Source organism: Pseudomonas sp. LBUM1663 (assembly GCF_059695905.1).
Genome location: NZ_CP166792.1, coordinates 811377 through 830532, shown reverse-complemented (window position 1 = coordinate 830532; position 19156 = coordinate 811377). Strand labels below are relative to the sequence as shown.

Genomic DNA, 19156 nt, shown 5'->3' with positions numbered 1-19156 from the left:
ATGAACATGTCTGTTGCAATTGAAAAACAACTTAACGAAAGCCTGCGGGATGCGCAGCTGGGGCTTTATCTGTCTGCGATTGCTCCGCAAGACCAGACGCTGAAAGCCTTGAAGATCGAAAAGCACCTCAAGACGGCCGATGACCTTTACCACTATTGGTTGCTCGATGTACTGGTCAGCCAGGACGTGCCGACCAGCCCGGTGGCCTGTGCCATTGCCAGCCTTCAGCAATACATCAACAGCATTCTGGCCAACATGGAACCGGGCTATCACACCGCGCAGATTCCAGCCGACCAGGTCGACACCTGGCGCACCGTCATGCATCACTACCAGGCGTGGGCGGCCAATCAGCGTCTTTATTACTTCCCGGCAGCCTACCTTGATCCAACGTTGCGCAAGACCCGAACCGAGAGCTTCGAGCAACTGGAAAACGACCTCAACCGCAACCAGCTCACTGCCGAGTCCGTGGACACGGCGGTGCTGGCCTATCTGAACAGACTGGAGGAAGTGGCCAACCTGAAAATCGTCAACGGCTACATCGACGGCAACGATTTCGCCAACAGCACTTATTACTTCATTGCCAAGGCCCGTGCAGCCAATACGTGGTATTGGCGCTCGCTGGACATGGCCTGTCGCCCCTTCGTGCCCGGTTCCCGGACGGCCAAATACGATGCTCCGGAACCGCAAGCGTGGTCCGACTGGCACCGCATCAATCTGCCGGTTTCAGACAGCGCCATTGAACACACCATTCGCCCGGTCATGTTCAACAATCGCTTGTATGTGATCTGGGCGGAATGCGTCTTTCAGGATCAGGAGAGCAACGAAGACAACCAGCAAAAAACCTTTCCTTTGTTTCGTCTGAACCTGTGTTTCAAAAAGTATGACGGGAGCTGGAGTACGCCGCAGACCTGTGTGCAAGGTTACTGTTCGACCGAAACAACCGCAGGCATGCCCCTGCAGAAATTGAAGGCATACACACGAACCATTGCTACCAGCGATCAATCGTCGGCCTCGCTCTGCATTGCATTACACCTTGGCGAGTTTGAGCGTGAAGATCTGAGTCTTCCCTTTTTCGATTTCTGCCTGTGGGCCGCTATCGATAAAGATGCATTGATTACGTCAAAAGTAATTCCACGTAGCAAATTGGACCTCGATCACGACGGCACCCTTATCAATCACCTCAACTGCTGGCCTTATTCCAAGGAAAAAATGCTGCAGTTCAGGTACGCATCTGGCTCGCCGACAGCACCCAGCATTACATCCGGCCAGGGCAACACATCAGGTGCCAGCGAATTCATCGAATTTCCGGCGTCCGAAAAGCGCCACCCCATTCGAATGAACATCACCTTCGCCAGGCACCTGATCGAGCGCGCAGAAGACAGCATGAACACCTTGCTGAGCTGGTCCTCCCAGCACCTGCAAGAGCCACCCATCGAGAGCGGCAAATCACCTGAGCAACTGGACTTCTACGGCGCCTACGGCCGCTATTTCGTCGAGTTGTTTCTCTACCTGCCCTGGCTCGTAGCACACCGTTTTAACCAGGAGCGCCAATACGGTGAAGCCGAACGCTGGTTACATTACCTGTTCAATCCCGCCCGAAAAGCCGCCAGTGGCGGCAACCCTGACTACTGGAACGCGGTGCCCCTGATCACCGGCACTCCCAGGCCCGGCCAACCCAGCTACGCCCTCCAGGGGCCACAGGATCCGCACCAGATTGCCCTGAGTCATCCCGTGCACTTTCGCAAAGCCCTGTACATGCTCTACCTCGATATTTTGCTCAATCGCGGCGACACCGCTTACCGCCAATTGTCTCCCGACAGCCTGACCGACGCGAAGCTCTGGTACCTGCGCGCCCAGGATCTGTTGGGCCCGCGACCGGATATCAGGCAAACCGATCTTTGGGCCCCCGTGACGTTGAAAGCATTCAGCGAGGAGCCCAATGTAAAACTGCGTGCGTTCGAGAAAAAACTCGGTGAAGACGCCAACCATGTACCGATAGACCCGCAGCGGGCCCCTCAAGTGTGTGTTCGCCCTTACGTCCACTCACATTCTGCCCACGCGATCGACGCAGCGCATTCACGCTTGCCCTTCAACCCCGTGTTACTCCCACGCTGGGAAAAGCTCGAAAGCCGCCTGCACAACCTTCGGCATAACCTCGACATTGTGGGGCGCCCCCTGAGGCTTGCGCTCTTCGCATCGCCCGCTGTTGCAAACAAACAACTCGGCGCCAATCCTTCTCGCGCTGCGGAGCCCGGCCTGGCCCAACGTCTGGGCACGGAGATCCCGCCTTACCGTTTCAGTGCCCTGCATGCCCATGCCATGAGCGCGGTAGACACCGTGATTCAGTTCGGCGAAACGCTGATGTCGTTCATCGAACGCAGCGAGCAGGCCAGCTATCAGGAACTTCAGCAACAGCACCTCTGGGACATCGCCACCGTGGCGGTCGACCTGCAGACTCAGGCGCTGAAGATCGATCTGAAAACCCGCGAAGCGTTACTGGCCAGTAAAGCCATCGTCGAAAACCGCCGTGATTACTACAGTCAGCGGGTCAATGAGGTGGTCAATCTGGAAGAAGTGACGGCCGCCGCGTTCCATCTGGAGGGGCGTATTGCTGAAGCCGGCGCCCATGCAGCTCATGCCGGCGGTCAGGGCTTGAAGGTGGTGCCCAACATATTTGGCCTGGCAACGGGTGGGTCTCGTCTGGAGGGCGGTGCGCTCGCGATGATGGCCATGCAACAAGGGGTTGCAACCGCAGCCTACGGCGCGGGCGAAGCCCTGGAGCGTGCCGCACAGTACCGCCGCCGCCATCAGGATTGGACCCTCGCCCGCGACCAGGCAACACTCGAAATCGCCCAGATTAATGCACAGTTGGCCGTGGAAGTTGAACGAGAGACGGCTTCACGCCTGCTGCTGCAACAGACGCAGACGTCGCTGGCTCAAGCCCGGGCCTCCTACGATTTCCTTAGCCAGCGCTTCACCAACTCACAGCTGTACCAGTGGTTCACCCACCAACTCTCCAGCTTCTACTACCAAGTGTATGACTCGACGTTCTCCCTGTGCCAGTTCACCGAACGGAGCTGGCGCTACGAGACGGCCGACGTCACCACCCAACCGTTCTTCCAGAACCAGAGCTGGAACAGCACCTACCGTGGGCTCGGTCCTGGCGAGCGCATGAAGCTGGCCTTGATGAGGATGAAAAATGCCTGGTTGCTGGGTAACGAGCGTGAACTTGAAATCCGCAAGACCGTGTCATTACGCCAGCTCCACCGGAAGGAAAACATCACGGATCCACCTACGCAATCAATCAACAAACCCTGGGACGATGCGCTCGCAGCCGACAACACGACCATCAAAGGAATGAAGTCCACCTTGCTGGGGACGGGCTCATGCGAATTTGAATTGACGACGGGCCTGTTTGAAAACGATTACCCGGGGCATTGCCTGCGCCGGATCAAGCGCATCAGCATTTCCCTGCCGGCCATCCTCGGCCCTTATGACGATATCCGTGCCACGCTGACCCAGACCGACACCGAAGTGGTGATGCCCGGTGCCGACAAGACGGCGATGAAAAGCCTGCGGGTCAATCAGCAAATTGCCCTGTCGACGGGCATCGACGACAGCGGTCTGTTCACCCTGAATTTCCAGGACGAGCGCTACCTGCCGTTTGAATACACCGGTGCGATATCCAAGTGGCAGTTGTCATTCCCCAATCATGCTGCTCAGAAAAGCATGCTCGAATCCCTGACCGATATCATCGTGCACGTGCAGTACACGGCCAGGGCACAGGGAGGTGCGCAATGAGCGAACTCGCCGCCCTCCCTGTCATCCCTCCGGCCTTGCCCAAGGGTGGAGGGGCGATTCAAGGCATCGGTAACGGCCTGGGTGCCATCGGCTCAAGCGGGACTGCTTCCTGCGAGATTGCTTTACCCGTTTCACCCGGTCGCGGATACGCCCCGGCCCTTGCCTTGCGTTACAGCAGCGCTCAAGGCAACGGGGTTTTCGGCCTGGGTTGGAAACTCACACTGCCGATCATTTCACGACGCACTCAGCTGGGCGCTCCGGCTTATACCCGTGATGATTTATTCCTCGGCCCTGACGGCGAGGTACTTATGCATGAACGGAACCGGACAACCGGCGCAATCGAGTCCCGCCAAGCGCTGTGCAGCGACGGCACACAGCAGGTGGAACACACGGTCGTGCGTTATCGCCCGCGCATTGAATCCGCTTTCAATCAGATCGAGCATTGGTCCAGCGCAAAAGACGAACCGGGCTTCTGGCTGATCCATAACGCCGACGGCAGCCAACATCTGCTCGGAAAAACGCCATCGGCACGTCGCGCGGATCCCGATGCTCTCTCGCGTGTGGGCGAGTGGTTGCTTGAAGAGAGCGTGAACCCTCATGGCGAGCATATTGTGTATGAGTACAACGCCGACCCGGCCTCGACGCCGGGCCCTGCTGATAGCCGTGCCCAGCGTTACCTTGAGCGAGTGAGCTACGGTAATTTTGAAGCCGAGGCTCAGTTGTACCTATGCAAAGTCGGCGGACTCAAGGAGGTACGCTGGCACTTCGAGTTGCTTTTCGACTACGGCGAGCGCAGCACCGCACTGAATGAAAAACCGGCGTATCGGGCAACAAAAACATCGCCGGTCCGTAGCGATCCGTTTTCGGATTTCTCCTATGGGTTTGAACTCAGCACACGACGTTTATGCCAACAGATCCTGATGTTTCATCACTTCCCCGACGAACCCTCCATGGGGTCCGAACCGGTGCTGGTTCGCCGCACCGTAATCCAGTATCAGACCCGCCCCTCTCCCTATAGCTGCCTGAGCGCAGCGCTGAACCAGGGTTACGGCGAAAGCAACGATGAACTTCATCCGCCCCTCGAATTCACCTACACCGACTTCTCGCTTGAACCTGACATTCAGCGCTTCAAACCGTTCGAGGCATTGTCCGGGCTCAATCACCAGCAGCGCTTTCAGTTCGTCGACCTGTTGGGGGAAGGACTGCCCGGTGTGCTGCACCGTACTGACAAAACCTGGCGCTATAGCCAGCCGATACGCGATGACAACGGCGGAGATCGTGTCACGTACAAGGCGTTGAGCGATTTGCCGCAAATCCCGTTAGCCGACAGCCGCAGCCCCGTCCGCCAGTGCCTAGGCAACCTCAATGCAGACGGTCGCCCGGACTGGATCCTGGCACAACCGGGGCTCAGTGGTTTCTTCACATTGAAACCCAACGGCACCTGGTCGAACTTCACCGCGCTTGACGCCGTTCCGACAGAGTTCTTTCATCCTCAAGGGCAACTGGCCAATCTGATGGGCGCCGGGCTCAACGACCTGGTGATGCTTGGCCCGCGCAGTGTTCGCCTGTATGCCAACCGCAAAGGTGCGGGCTTCGCCGGTGCAACCGAAGTCGACCGCGCGGATGAAGAGGATGATCTGCCCCTGCCCGGCAACTCATCCAGTGAGCTGGTGGCCTTCAGCGACCTTCTGGGCAGCGGACAACAGCAGCTGGTGCGTATCCGCCGTACCGAAGTGAAATGCTGGCCCAACCTCGGTCGCGGGCGCTTCGGCAAAGGTCGGGTGATCGCCACGCCGGCACTGTCATTGGAAGCATTCGATGCAACACGTCTTCTGCTGGCCGATCTGGACGGTTCGGGAAGCGCCGACCTTATTTATCTGGAACCCCACTGCGCGCGCATTTTCATGAATCTTTGCGGCAATGGTCTGAGTCCGGCGTTCGACGTGCCATGGCCCACAGGGGTGCGCTATGACCGCTTCTGCCAGGTCAGCGCCACCGACCTGCAAGGACTCGGTTGTTCCAGCCTGGTTTTCAGCGCACCCGGGGCAACGCCACAGCATTGGCGATGCGATTTCGTCAGCACCAAACCCTATTTGCTGCAATCGACCAACAACAACATGGGCGTTGCCGGCAACCTCAAATACCGCAGTTCGGCACAAGAGTGGCTGGACGAAAAAAAGCAACTACGCAAAAACAAAAAACCGGCGGTTTCACGCTTGCCGTTTCCGTTGTTTCTGGTCAAACAGCAGACTCGACTCGACGAAATCACCGGGAATCGCCTGATCCAAAAATTCAAATACCGGCGCGGTTTCTACGATGGGACCGAACGCGAATTCCGGGGTTTCGGCCTGATCGTGCAAACCGACATGGGTGGTGATAAAGCGAGCAATCCGAAGACCGCACCGACACTGACCAAAACCTGGTTCCACGTCGGCAACGACGTTGATCCCGTTATCCATGATCGAGATTTCAGCGACGAAAAAGCGGTGCAGCTCAAAGAAACCCTCCAGAACGCCCGACGGTGCGAAATCGCCCGGGCGCTGAACGGACTTGTGTTGCGGGTGGAAGTTTACGGCCAGGATCAGGGCGCCCCTTCAAAGTTTCCGTATTCGGTGCAACACCATCGCTACAAGGTCAACGAACTCATGGGCATGGGTAGGCACAGCCCTTATTCGATCCTGCACCCGGTGTTGGTGGAGTGGATTCACTATCAGTACGAGCGCTTCCCGCAAGATCCGCGTTGCACCCACACCGTCAATCTGAACTGGGACGCTTACGGTTACTTGACTCACCGTCTGGAGATCAGCTACGCCCGGCGCACCAAAGCGGACGATGCCTGTCCCTTCACCGATTCCTGGGAGAAAAAATGCTGGGGCGATGCCCATGACGAGGCCCAGCAGTTCTATTACGTGACCGAACATAAAGCCCAATTCATCCACATCAACACCCCGCAGAACAGGCGGCTTGGCCTGCCTTACTTGCAACGGAGCAATGCGTTGAAGCTGCCGAAAGCACCGCTTGCCGATGGCCTGGCGCCTGCGGCCATCAACCATGAGGCGCTGCTGATACTGAGCGCGTCGGCGGCATGGAAAGCCCAACAGGTCATGACCGGGCTGTCTCTTCAACGGTATAGAAAACCGGATGCCAGTGGTCCCTTTACGGATGGGCAGGCCAGCATCGAAGCGTTGCTCGATCACACGGAAACAGCCGAACTCAATGAGTTGGCGCTGGACGTTTACGGCTTACTCAAATCGCAGGATGCGTCCTTTGATCTGACCCAACGCCTGGAACTCGCCGGCTACAAAAAAATGCCTATCGCCTTACCCGGCGACGCAGAGTGGGACAAGCAGCACAAACTCTGGTCGGTACGACGCGACTTCGTGACGTATAAAAAGCTGGAGGGATTTTTCAAGCCCTTGAGCGTTAAACAGAGCTCGCAACAGGGGCCAACCACCTTTACCCATGACCCTTATTTCTGCCTCACCACTGGCCTCAAAGTGCCTGACAACTGCACGACCACCGCCTCCACTATTGACTACCGACTACTCCAGCCCACCCGGATCACCGACTCAAACAACGTTGTTCAGGAAGCGTCGTTCGATGCGTTCGGACAGGTTCACGCCATCAGCCATTACAAAAGCGGCGCTGAAGAAAAAATCGGGTTCGCGCCACTCTCAAGCTATACCCGTCGCTATCAAGGCCGGCCTGACCTCGCTATCGACAACCCGGAGCAGGCCTTACAGCAAGTCGCCAGCACTTATTTCTATGATGCGTTCAGCTGGATGGGGCAGATTGCGCTCACAACCCAGCAGGAGCGGGACGATTGCAAAGACGCCGTCGCCAAAGGTGATCTGCTGCCCGGTGGGCAAATCCGCGCCAGCACCCGTGCGCGTCTGGCCCGTCGCGGCAGCAAAAAAACACCTTATGAACAAGCACTCCAGACGAAGATCGACAGCGCGCAGCGCGAACCGCTTCACTGCGCCACATTGCAGGCGGATCGATACCCCGACGATTCTGAAAACACGCAAATCCGCATCGTTGTCGCTAGTTGGGATGGATTCGGCCGATCGTTGCAAAGCAAACAGAAAGCCGGGCAAGGAACAGCTTTAGCGGTCAACGAAGACGGCACATTGAAGTGGGCAGACGACAAACCGCAGGAGCACGAAGTCAACCTTCGCTGGCGTGTCAGCGAGCGCATCGAATACGACAACAAGGGCTTGGTGACGCGAACCTATCGGCCTTACTTCAGTGACCGGCACGGCTACATCAATGACGAATCCCTGCGTAAATCAGGCCTCTGCGATCAGTATTTCCATGACCCCTTGGGTCGACTCATTCGCGTCATCAATGCCAAGGGAGACGAACGCCGTCACACCTGGCATCCCTGGTACTCCATCACCGAAGACGAAAACGACACCCAGCCCGAGCTGCCGGTTCAAGGAGGTGCGCAATGAGCGTCAATGTTCATCGCAACACCCCGACTCTGAACGTCGTCGACGGCCGTGGACTGGCGCTGCGCGAAGTCCGCTATCTGTGCAATGAATCGCTCACCACGCCAGAAGCCCGTATCACCCGTTACCGGCATGACATCAGCGGACAGACCGTTGAGCACTACTCGTCCACTGCGACGGTCGGCTTGAGCACCGCAAACTCAAGGCAAGTCAGCAGCCTGTCGGGGGCCACGCTGCTGGTCGACAGCCTCGATGCTGGCCTGCGCCTGACGTTTTTGGGCGAGGCCGGCCAGGCGCTGGACACGTGGGACTCGCGCGGCAGCCATTGGCAAACCGACTATGACAACCAGCTCCGCCCACAGGCGATCCACGAAGAGTCCGCCGGACAATCCCGTCAGGTCATCGAGCGTTTCACCTATGCCGGCAGCTCAACCGACGATGCGAAAACCAACCGTTGTGGACGGCTGATTCGCCGCGATGATCCGGCAGGCAGCGTGCTTTTTTCCCGGTATGACCTGACAGGAAGACTGCTTGGCCAAACGCGCCATCTATTGAACGATCAGCACGCCGCGCACTGGCCGGAAGATCTCGAAGACCGAAAAGGTCTGCTCGAAAGCGGCACCGGCCATACCACCACTTGGCGCTACGCGCCGACCGGCGAAGTCCTCGAACAAACGGACGCCAGAGGGCATACGCAACGCTTCGGGTTCGATATCGCGGGTCAGCTGGACAATGTCACCCTGCAACTCAGTGGCACGACGCAACAGAGGCTGATTTTCGATCAAGTCCGCTACAACGCCCAGGGTCAGATCGAATCGCAGATGCTGGGAGGCAAGATCACCAGCGCGGCGGTTTACGCGCCTGAAAACGGCCGCATGATTCAGCGGAGCATTTCGCGTGCAAACACTCATATTCTTCAGAAACTGCAGTACGCCTACGACGCTGTAGGCAATGTGTTGAGTGTCGAAGATCACAGCAAACCCGAGCAGCACAGCGCCAATCAACGCGTCAGGCCGCGCAGCTCGTATGCCTACGACAGCCTGTATCAACTGGTCAAAGCGACGGGCCGGGAAGAGCAGGCAGCAAGCATCCGCGCGGCGCTTCCCGAATGGTTATCAAGCCCGGTCGATCGCAGCCGGCGGCTCAATTTCACTCAGCATTACACCTATGATGAACTCGGCAACCTGACCCGCCTGCAGCATCAGCGCGAAGGCAACAACTACACCCGCGAGCTGCGCATCGCCCCCGACAGCAATCGTGGGTTGTCATGGAAAACAGGTGATCCCCCCCTCGACTTTGCAACCGGCTTCGATGCCAACGGCAATCTGCAAGCCCTCCAAAGCGGGCAACCGTTGCTGTGGAACGCGCGCAACCAATTGCAAAGCGTGACGCTGGTCGAGCGCGCAGCGCAGGAGGCCGATACGGAAAGTTACCTCTACGACAGCAGCGGCCAACGCGTGCGCAAACGGCAAACTCAAAAGGCCCACGCACTCACCCGCTGCCGCGACGTCGTGTATTTGCCCGGCCTGGAGATCCGGGAAAGTACGTCGGAAACACTCGAGGTCATCACGGTTCAGGCGGGCCACTGCAACGTTCGGTGCCTGCACTGGAGCGTGGCCCCCCCTTCGGCCATCAGCAACAACGCATTGCGCTTCAGTTTCGATGATCACTTGGGCTCCAACACAATTGAGCTGGATGCCGAAGGCCAGCTGATCAGCGAGGAAGGTTATTACCCCTTTGGCGGCACGTCGTGGAGAGCGGCGCGTAACGTGCTGGAAGCGAACTACCGAACCCTTCGCTACTCGGGCAAGGAGCGTGACGCCAGCGGGCTGTATTACTACGGCCAGCGGTATTACGCGCCCTGGTTGCAAAGATGGATCAGCCCGGACCCGGCGGGTACGGCTGACGGGTTGAATCTGTATTGCATGGTGGGTAACAACCCTGTGAGATTTGCCGATTATCAAGGGCTGGGGCGCGATGACTTGGCAAACGTTCCCATAGTGCTTGACTACTACGATCGGTTTTCAGCGAAAACCGTTTCGATGACCGACGCTTCGCGACAGTTCACAGAGGCAAAAGCAACGGCATTGGCAGAACTGAACGCTAAATTTCCCAATCGCAAGCATCCGCTGTCCAACAAAGAGATCGCCAGCATCGAAGCTGCCAATCCAACGTTCAAGGCCTATTCGAAAAAGAAACTGAATGAATACACTGCACATGCAGCGGTCACTACAGCAACAGTTAGCTTTTCGTCCTGGGAGCATTTCAACTTCCCTGAACATCTGGGGGGCACGCCCTATCCCGGGGTTGTCATCCATCGAAATCCTTTTCCCTCATCAGACGGACCAGGGGACTTGGGGATCTTTGAAATCACCCAACCAGAGGCCTACATGGCTCAAGTCGAACGCGATTACGCCAATAGCCATGACGTATCGCTCCACCCGGCGCTGGCCAGGGACATCCGCGACCATTTAGGTCACTCCGGACATTTATTCCCCATTCAGTCCGGCACCCCTGGGCGTCATGCGGAAGTGCGGAGCAGGAACGCGTTGCTCCACAGCCCATTGAGTGCAAGTGTCTCGCCTGAAAACATATTCGTGATGACTCAACGGCTCAAGGGCACTGCCGATTCCAGGCGAGCCACCGACTTTCCCACCTGCATGAACTGCAACGCCTTGATCCCAAGGGACATCAACATCCCCACCGGCCGTTTGGAGCCCATGGACTACGCCGCGCACATGCAATCGATGCGGTCATCCAGAACCCACTACCAACGCGCCGCCAACCCGTAAGACGTGCTGCTTTACAGGCAGATCGCGTTGGTAAACACCAACCGGTTGCCGAACGGATCACTGATGGTCATGTCCTGGCTTCCCCAGGGCATGGCCTGGATCTGTGGGTGCGAAAACGGGTACTGCTTGGCCAGCAGTTGCTGCTGGAACACCTCGAGTTCGTCGGTCTCGATCCGCAGGGCCGAGCCCGGCGTGCTATCGCCATGGTGTTCGGACAGGTGCAGCACGCATTCGCCACGGGAGACTTGCAGGTACAGCGGGAAATTCGGCTCAAAGCGATGCTGCCAGTCGACCGTGAACCCCAGGAAGTCGACATAGAACTCCAATGCCTTGCTCTCGTCGAAAATCCGCAGGATCGGGGTGGTTTTGCCGAAGCTCATTGGGTTGCTCCCTGACTGAAAAGACACCCATTGAAGTTGGGCTGGATGTCAGCGCTTCGGCTTGGCGATGGCTTTCTTTAATTGCAATGTGCCACCACTGTGACGGACTCCTCGGAATCTTTACACAAACCCGTCACGCAAATTCCCTTCCCGCGCCAGAAACCGCCCTTCCCGTTTCCCGTTCGCCTGGCCGTCGCTGTAACTCAATACGCCGTTGACCCATACACCCTCAATCCCCTCGGCCGCCCGTTGCGGGTCACTGAAGTCCGCCACGTCGCGAATGGTCAGCGGATCGAACAACACCAGGTCCGCCCAATGGCCTTCACGAATCTCCCCCCTTTCCTTCAAGCCAAAACGCGCCGCCGACAGCCCGGTCATTTTGTGTACGGCGGTGTGCAGCGGAAACAGGCCGACGTCACGACTGAAATGTCCGAGCACCCGTGGGAAAGCGCCCCACAAGCGCGGATGCGGGAATGGGTCTTCCGGCAATCCATCAGACCCGACCATCGACAAGGGGTGGGCGAGGATTCTTCGCACATCGGCCTCGTCCATGCCGTAGTACACCGCGCCGGCCGGTTGCAGGCGGCGAGCAGCGTCAAGCAAAGGCACGTTCCATTCGGCAGCGATGTCCATTAGGTCGCGACCGCCCAGCTCCGGGTGCGGCGTGGACCAGGTGATGGTGATGCGATGGGCGTCGGTGACTTGCTTGAGGTCCAGGGTCGAAGAACTCGCCGCGTAGGGATAACAATCGCAGCCCACTGGATGAGTTTTCGCCGCTTCCTCAAGCGAGGCCAGCAATTGCGGACTACGCCCCCAGTTACCGGCCCCCGCGCACTTGAGATGGGAAATGATCACCGGGGATTTCGCATGCCGGCCGATCTGGAACGCCTCGTCCATGGCCTCCAGCACCGGTTCGAATTCGCTGCGCAAATGGGTGGTGTACACCGCGCCGAACGCCGTCAGTTCTTCGGTCAGTTGCATCACTTCGTCGGTGGACGCCGAGAACGCGCTGGCATAGGCCAGGCCAGTGGATAACCCCAAGGCGCCGGCCTCAAGACTTTCACGCAACTGCTCGCGCATCGCGCTGATTTCAACCGCCGTGGCGGTGCGAAACAGGTCGTCGAGATGGTTGCTGCGCAGCGCAGTGTGGCCCACCAATGCGGCGACGTTCAGCGTGGTGTTCGCGGCTTCGACCGCTGCGCGGTAATCGCTGAACGTCGGATAAACAAAGGCTGCCGAGGTGCCCAGCAGGTTCATCGGATCGGGCGGATCGCCACGCAGACTCACCGGTGACGCGCTGATCCCGCAGTTGCCGACAATCACCGTGGTCACGCCCTGGCTGAGCTTGGGCAACATCTGCGGTTGGCGGATCACCACCGTGTCGTCGTGGGTGTGCACGTCGATAAAACCGGGCGCCAGCACGCGGCCGGCGGCGTCGATTTCTTCGCGGGCCCTGGCCTCGTGCAAGTCGCCGATGCGCGCGATGCGGCCGTTCAGAATCGCCACATCGGCGGGGTAACCGGGGCTGTTGCTGCCGTCGATGATCAGGGCGTTACGAATCAGCGTGTCGTACATCATGTCAGTCTCCCAGCGGCAAGTGATCGTCGCCGCCGCGGTAATCGTCGAGGGCGAGTTTGATCCGCCGCAGACGTTCTTGATTGTTTTCAGGATTGGCCAGCGCGAGCTCGGTGGCAAGCACGTCGATGGCCAGCAGCATGCCGTAGCGCGCCGCCGTGGGTTTGTAGATGAACGAGGTCTCGACGCCTTGCAGCGGCAGCAGCACATCGGCCAATTGCGCCAGCGGCGAATCGGCGCGGGTGATGGCGATAATCCGTGCGCCGTAGTTGCGCGCCAGTTCGACGGCTTCGATGAGTTCGGGGGTGATGCCGGTCAGCGAGCAGGCAATGACCGCGCGTTCGGCGTCGAGGCTGGCGGCGGTGACGCGCATCATCACCGGGTCGTGGCACGCCGCAATCGGGTAGCCGAAGCGCACCAGCCGCACCTGCAGTTCATCGCTGCACAACGTCGAGCAACCGCCCATGCCGAACGCATGAATCATCCGCGCCTTGCCCAGCAGTTTCACCGCATCGGCGAACCGCGATTCGTCGAACGCCGACAGATGTTGACGCAGGGTCGACTCGATGTCGCCGACGATCTGCCCGTAGAACGCCGATTGGTCAGGCGTGCCCGCCGGGTCGAGGAAACGGCTGCCGACGCCGCTGGCCTGGGCGAGTTGCAGGCGCAGATCGCGCAAGTCACGACAGCCCACCGTGCGGGCAAACCGCGACAACGTGGCGGTGCTGACCTCCGCCCTCTGCGCCAGTTCATCGAGACTGGCGGCGGAGGCAAATCCGACGTCATCGAGCATCAACCGTGCGATGCGTCCTTCACCGGCACTGAAGGAATCCTGGCGGGCGCGGATCTGGTAGAGGATGTCCATGGCAGGCGGCTCCGGTTAAATCAGATAAGAAAGACCCACGGTCAGCGCGAAAGCCACCACCGAAATAATGGTCTCGAGCACGGTCCAGGTCTTGAAGGTCTGGGCAACGGTCATGTTGAAGTATTCCTTGATCAACCAGAAGCCGCCGTCGTTGACGTGGGAAAAGATAACCGACCCGGCGCCCGTCGCCAGCACCAGCAACTCCGGGTGCGGATAACCCAGACCGATGGCCACCGGCGCGACGATGCCCGAAGCGGTGGTCATGGCCACGGTGGCGGAGCCAGTGGCGATCCTCATCAGCGCCGCGAACAGCCAACCCATGATCAGCGGCGACAGGTGAAATTCGTGGGCCAGGCTGACGATCTGGTCGGTGACGCCGGCGTCCACCAGGATCCGGTTCAAGCCGCCACCGGCGCCGACCAGCAAGGTGATGCTGGCAGTCGGCGCCAGGCATTCGTTGGTGAACTTGAGGATCGATTCACGGTTGAAGCCCTGGGCGATGCCGAGGGTCCAGAAACTCAGCAGCGTCGCCAGCAGCAGCGCAATCACCGAGTTGCCGATGAACAACAGAAACTGGTTGAAACCGCTGCCCGGCGTGGAGATCAGGTTGGCCCAGCCGCCGATCAGCATCAACACCACCGGCAACAGGATGGTCGCCATGGTGATGCCAAACCCCGGCAGGCGGTCGCGCGGTTCGCGGTCGAGGAACTGGCGTTCCAGCGGGTTTTCCGCCGGCAGTTGAATGCGCGGCACGATGAATTTGGCGTACAGCGGACCGGCGATGATCGCCGTTGGAATGCCGATCAGGATCGCGTAGAGCAAGGTCTGCCCCACCGACGCCCCATACACCTGCACCGCCAACATCGCCGCCGGGTGCGGCGGCACCAGCGCATGCACCACCGACAGCCCGGCGACCATCGGCAAACCGACCATCAGGATCGACACGCCAACCCGCCGCGCCACGGTAAAGGCGATCGGTACCAGCAACACAAAACCGACTTCGAAGAACAGCGGCAGCCCGACCAGAAACGCGATGCAGACCATCGCCCAGTGCGCGTTCTTCTCGCCGAAACGGTCGATCAAAGTCCGCGCCACCTGCTCGGCACCGCCGGACTCGGCCATCATCTTGCCGAGCATCGTGCCCAGCGCCACCACCAGCGCAATGTGCCCCAGGGTTTTGCCAACCCCGGCCTCGTAAGCGCCGACCACGCCGGACGGCGGCATGCCCGCCAACAGCGCCAGGCCGATGGACACCAGGGTGATCACAATGAACGGATTGAGTCGGTAACGGGCGATCAGAACGATCAGGGCAATGATGGCGATGGCGGCATACACCAGCAGCCAATAGCCGAAGGACAGGGTCATGCGGTACTCCTCGAAAGGGTCACGTCGAAAGTTTTGTGAAACTCTTAAAACATTTCGAGACGCGATATTCAAACGAGGTGAAAGTTATTTTCGTGCAGAGGTAAGGGATGTCGCACAGAGGTATGCAAGGTCGGTGGATATGAAAATCAGGCAGGCGGATTTACATCCGTTTCCCTGTGGGAGCGAGCCTGCTCGCGATAGCGGTGTATCAGCCACATCACTCCCATTTCGCGAGCAGGCTCGCTCCCACAGGGTTAGGACCTCAGTCGTGATGCACGCGAGCGCGTTTGAGCAACTTCTTGCAGCGCTCGGACAAATGCAGCACGCGCACATGCTTGCCGGCCTTGACATAGCGCTCACGCAACGTCTTCAGCGCGGCGATGGCCGAGTAGTCGACAAAGCTCAGGTGGCGGCAATCGATGGTCACGACGGGCGGATCGTTGGCGGGATCGAATTGATTGAGAAAAGGTGTGGTCGAGGCAAAAAACAGCGTGCCATGCAGGTGATAGAGCTTGCTGCCATCAGCTTCGAGATGAGCGTCGGCATACAGCTCGCGGGCCTGCTGCCAGGCGAAGTTGAGCGCCGCGATGATGATCCCGCACAGCACGGCGGTGGCCAGGTCGGTGAACACGGTGATGACCGTGACTGCGACGATCACCAATACATCGTTCAGCGGCACTTTGTTCACCTCCCGCAACGAGGCCCAGGCGAACGTCTGCTGCGACACCACAAACATCACGCCGACCAGCGCGGCCAACGGGATGCGCTCGATCAGCGGCGACAGAAACAGAATGAACAGTAGGATCAGCACCCCGGCCACCACCCCGGACAACCGGCCACGGCCACCGGAACTGAGGTTGATGACGGTCTGGCCGATCATCGCGCAACCACCCATGCCGCCAAACACGCCGGAGACCATGTTGGCCGCGCCCAACGCCACGCACTCGCGATCAGGGAAGCCACGGCTCTCGGTGATCTCGTCGGTGAGGTTCAGGGTCAACAGGGTTTCCAGCAGACCGACCAACGCCATCAAGATCGCATAGGGGGCGATGATGCGCAGGGTGTCCAGGCTCCACGAAATGTCTGGCAGCGCAAACGTCGGCAAGCCGCCGGCGATGTGCGCCATGTCGCCCAAGGTGCGCGTCGGCAGACCGAGCAGATACACCGCCAACCCGACACTCAGGATCGCCACCAGCGCCGGCGGCACCGCACGCGTCAGGCGCGGCAGCAGGTAAACGATCGCCATCGTTAACACCACCAACCCGGTCATCAGGTACAACGGCATGCCGCTGAGCCAGGTTTCGCCGTCCTTGAAGTGTTCGAGTTGCGCCAGCGCAATGATGATCGCCAGGCCGTTGACGAAGCCGAGCATCACCGGGTGCGGCACCATCCGCACCAGCTTGCCCAGCCTCAACAGCCCGAACGCCAGCATGATCAGGCCGCCGAGCAACACGGTCGCCAGCAGATACTGCACGCCGTGTTGCACCACCAGCGCGACGATCACCACCGCCATCGAACCCGCCGCACCGGACACCATCCCCGGCCGCCCGCCGAAGAGCGCGGTCAGGGTGCAAATGATGAACGCGCCGTAAAGCCCCATCAGCGGATTGAGGTGGGCCACCAGCGCGAAGGCTATGCATTCGGGGAGCAGGGCGAAAGAAGTGGTGAGTCCGGCGAGGACATCGGCGCGCAGACGTTTTGGTTTCATGGAGGATCGAACACGACAGGGAGAGAGGGAGCGGATGTTACGGAATTGAGCACGGCCCAGCCAGTTGTAGGGACTTCATAAACGCATTCGCGGGCAAGCCTCGCTCCTACAGGTTTTGTGTCGCTCGCTAATTCCAAGAACGACACAAAAACCTGTGGGAGCGGGCTTGCCCGCGAAGAACGATGACGCGGTCTAACGCGAACTCACACCATCTCGTCCCGAATCCATTCAACCACCGACGTCCGCTTCGGCACCCAGCCCAGCAGTTCACGCGCATGCTTGCCGCGAACCCGGCTGTTGGAACCCAAACCATAGTTGGCCATTTCATAACCCCACTCGGCTTCGGCGTCTTTCAACGGCCAGTCTTGCGCCTTGCCCAGCTTCAAGGCCTCAGCCATGGCCGTGGTCATGTCGATGAACGACGCCTCACCGCTTTCGACGAAGTAGAACGTGCCCGGTACATTCTTGGTCAATGCCAGCAGATACAGGGACACCACGTCTTCGATGTGTACGTTGGACCAGATGTTCTGACCCGTGCCGACATGGCGCACCACACCGCTTTTACGCGCCTGTTTCAACAAGCGCGGCAACTGCACGCTGTCGCGATTGACGCCCAGGCTGTGGCCGTAAATCAGGGTGTTGCAGATCACGGCCGAGTTCACGCCGTCTTTCGCCGCGGCGAGGATCAGGTTGTCGATGGCCACGCGGGCAGCCTTGTCGACGGTCGGTTCCGGCAGGTTGTCTTCGAAGTAGATGACGTCGCTGGATTTGCCGCCCGACGCATCGCCGACGATGCTCGAACCGCTGGTGTGCAAGAACACTTTGTGGGAGCCGCGCAAGGCATTGAGCAAGGCTTCCACAGCGCCGCGATGGTCGCTGCTGGCGGCGTTGATCACGGCATCGGCCGCACGGGCCTGTTCGGCCAGTAGTGCGCTGTCGTCAAGAGTGCCGACCACCGGAGTGATGCCCAGTGCGCTCAGTTCAGAGGCTTGTTCGGCGTTGCGAACCAGGCCGGTGACCTGGTGGCCAGCCCGGACGAGGCCGGTGGCGATGGAGCCGCCGATGAATCCAGCGGCGCCGGTAATGAATACGTTCATGGAGAAACTCCCTGCGTGAATAAGTGATGCGTTGAGTATCGAGGACCGTCCCGTGGTGAAACAGACCCGCTGACCCAAATCACTCTTGCGCAGGAGTCACGAATCAGCCGGTGAAGTCCGCATTCGCATACGCCGCCAACTTGCCCTGAATGAAGTCCAGGAAGCATTGAATGCGCAGGGCCAGTTGCGAGTTGCGGTAGTACACCGCGTTGATCGGCTGGCGATAGCCGCTGTTGAAATCCGCCAGCAGCACCTGCAAACGCCCGGCCCGGATGTCGTCGATCGTCATGAAGTGCGACAGACAGGCAATGCCCTGGCCTTCCAGCGCCAGGTGCCGGATCGTCTCGCCGCTGGAGGCGCTGATCGACGCCTGAATCGGCCAGCGATCGCCGTGAACGTAGCGCAGCGGCCACTGGTTGAGGCCTTCGTTCTGGGTAAAGCCCAGCAAAGCGTGCCCCGTCAGGTCGGCAACCGCCGTCGGCGTGCCGTGTTGCTCAAGGTAGGCCGGGCTGGCGACGATGTGCAGCGGGCTGCAACCCAGCGAGCGGGCGTGCAACGTCGAGTCGGCCAGTGTGCCGATGCGGATGGCGATGTCGGTGCTTTGCTCCAGCAAGTCGATGATCAGGTCATTGCTGTTGAGTTCGAGCTGGATGTCGGGGTAGAGACGGCGAAACTCGTCGATATACGGCACGATGGCGTGCAGCATGAACGGCGAGGCGGCGTTGATCCGCAGACGCCCGGACGGGGTTTGTTGGCGTGAGGTCAGGCGCTCTTCGAGTTCGTCCATCTGATCGAGAATCAGCTTGGCATGCTCGAAGAAATACTTGCCCTCTTCCGTCAGGTCCATGCGCCGGGTGGTGCGATTGATTAGCGTGGTATCGAGCTTGGCTTCCAACCGCGACAGTGTGCGACTGACCGCCGACGGCGTTTGCCCGACTTGCTCAGCTGCAGCGGAAATCGACCCGCATTCAATCACGCAGACGAATATCTGCAATTCATCGGATCTGGCTTTCACGGATGCCCCTCATCGATCAATTCAGCGCCGGCCTCTGTAGTAGCCAGGCTTGCCGGCGAAGGCGTCCGCTAAAACGCCTTCGCCGGCAAGCCTGGCTCCTACAGGTT

Annotated in this window: 10 protein-coding genes; 3 read left to right on the top strand and 7 right to left on the bottom strand. The window is 59.5% G+C overall.

The window, feature by feature from the left end; genetic code table 11:
- Window positions 1-6 precede the first annotated feature (6 nt).
- From ACA075_RS03575 to ACA075_RS03565, 3 genes are read left to right on the top strand one after another with little or no spacing between them, the layout of a single operon-like run.
- Window positions 7-3801: a Tc toxin subunit A-related protein gene (locus ACA075_RS03575; RefSeq protein ID WP_497297318.1), complete on the top strand. Its 3795-nt coding sequence runs from the start codon at window positions 7-9 to the stop codon at window positions 3799-3801.
- Complete coding sequence (locus ACA075_RS03570; RefSeq protein ID WP_497297317.1) at window positions 3798-8255, top strand: SpvB/TcaC N-terminal domain-containing protein; 4458 nt, start codon at window positions 3798-3800, stop codon at window positions 8253-8255. Before ACA075_RS03575 ends, ACA075_RS03570 begins: the two co-directional genes overlap by 4 nt.
- A complete protein-coding gene (locus ACA075_RS03565) occupies window positions 8252-11044 on the top strand; it encodes an RHS repeat-associated core domain-containing protein (protein WP_497297316.1) in 2793 nt (930 codons plus the stop codon). The genes ACA075_RS03570 and ACA075_RS03565 overlap by 4 nt, the downstream gene beginning before the upstream one ends.
- Window positions 11045-11055: 11 nt before the next feature.
- On the opposite strand, the gene ACA075_RS03560 is transcribed toward ACA075_RS03565, so the two are convergent.
- From ACA075_RS03560 to ACA075_RS03530, 7 genes are all read right to left on the bottom strand, one after another.
- Window positions 11056-11424, bottom strand: coding sequence for a glyoxalase superfamily protein (locus ACA075_RS03560; protein ID WP_497297315.1), 369 nt, complete (start codon window positions 11422-11424; stop codon window positions 11056-11058).
- A gap of 120 nt (window positions 11425-11544) precedes the next feature.
- Window positions 11545-13002: an N-acyl-D-amino-acid deacylase family protein gene (locus tag ACA075_RS03555; protein ID WP_497297314.1), complete on the bottom strand. Its 1458-nt coding sequence runs from the start codon at window positions 13000-13002 to the stop codon at window positions 11545-11547.
- A gap of 1 nt (window position 13003) precedes the next feature.
- The gene (locus ACA075_RS03550; RefSeq protein WP_219096629.1) at window positions 13004-13864 is read right to left on the bottom strand and encodes a MurR/RpiR family transcriptional regulator; all 861 of its coding nucleotides are present in this window, start codon (window positions 13862-13864) and stop codon (window positions 13004-13006) included.
- Window positions 13865-13879: 15 nt separating this feature from the next.
- On the bottom strand, window positions 13880-15229 hold the full coding sequence (locus ACA075_RS03545) for a GntP family permease (RefSeq protein ID WP_497297313.1): 1350 nt from the start codon (window positions 15227-15229) through the stop codon (window positions 13880-13882).
- A 262-nt stretch (window positions 15230-15491) separates the two neighbouring features.
- Window positions 15492-16937 carry a SulP family inorganic anion transporter gene (locus tag ACA075_RS03540; protein ID WP_497297312.1) on the bottom strand — a complete coding sequence of 482 codons (1446 nt, stop codon included), beginning with the start codon at window positions 16935-16937 and terminating at the stop codon, window positions 15492-15494.
- 203 nt (window positions 16938-17140) lie between these two features.
- A complete protein-coding gene (locus ACA075_RS03535; protein ID WP_497297311.1) occupies window positions 17141-18034 on the bottom strand; it encodes an NAD-dependent epimerase/dehydratase family protein in 894 nt (297 codons plus the stop codon).
- Window positions 18035-18137: 103 nt separating this feature from the next.
- A complete protein-coding gene (locus ACA075_RS03530) occupies window positions 18138-19049 on the bottom strand; it encodes a LysR substrate-binding domain-containing protein (protein ID WP_497297309.1) in 912 nt (303 codons plus the stop codon).
- Window positions 19050-19156 lie beyond the last annotated feature (107 nt).

What these genes read in the sequence shown, in the direction of transcription:
- ACA075_RS03570 (WP_497297317.1), top strand. Translation starts at nt 3,798, where the DNA reads ATGAGCGAACTCGCCGCCCTCCCTGTCATCCCTCCGGCCTTGCCCAAG.
- ACA075_RS03560 (WP_497297315.1), bottom strand. Translation starts at nt 11,424, where the DNA reads ATGAGCTTCGGCAAAACCACCCCGATCCTGCGGATTTTCGACGAGAGC.
- ACA075_RS03575 (WP_497297318.1), top strand. Translation starts at nt 7, where the DNA reads ATGTCTGTTGCAATTGAAAAACAACTTAACGAAAGCCTGCGGGATGCG.
- ACA075_RS03535 (WP_497297311.1), bottom strand. Translation starts at nt 18,034, where the DNA reads ATGAACGTATTCATTACCGGCGCCGCTGGATTCATCGGCGGCTCCATC.
- ACA075_RS03555 (WP_497297314.1), bottom strand. Translation starts at nt 13,002, where the DNA reads ATGATGTACGACACGCTGATTCGTAACGCCCTGATCATCGACGGCAGC.
- ACA075_RS03550 (WP_219096629.1), bottom strand. Translation starts at nt 13,864, where the DNA reads ATGGACATCCTCTACCAGATCCGCGCCCGCCAGGATTCCTTCAGTGCC.
- ACA075_RS03545 (WP_497297313.1), bottom strand. Translation starts at nt 15,229, where the DNA reads ATGACCCTGTCCTTCGGCTATTGGCTGCTGGTGTATGCCGCCATCGCC.
- ACA075_RS03565 (WP_497297316.1), top strand. Translation starts at nt 8,252, where the DNA reads ATGAGCGTCAATGTTCATCGCAACACCCCGACTCTGAACGTCGTCGAC.
- ACA075_RS03540 (WP_497297312.1), bottom strand. Translation starts at nt 16,937, where the DNA reads ATGAAACCAAAACGTCTGCGCGCCGATGTCCTCGCCGGACTCACCACT.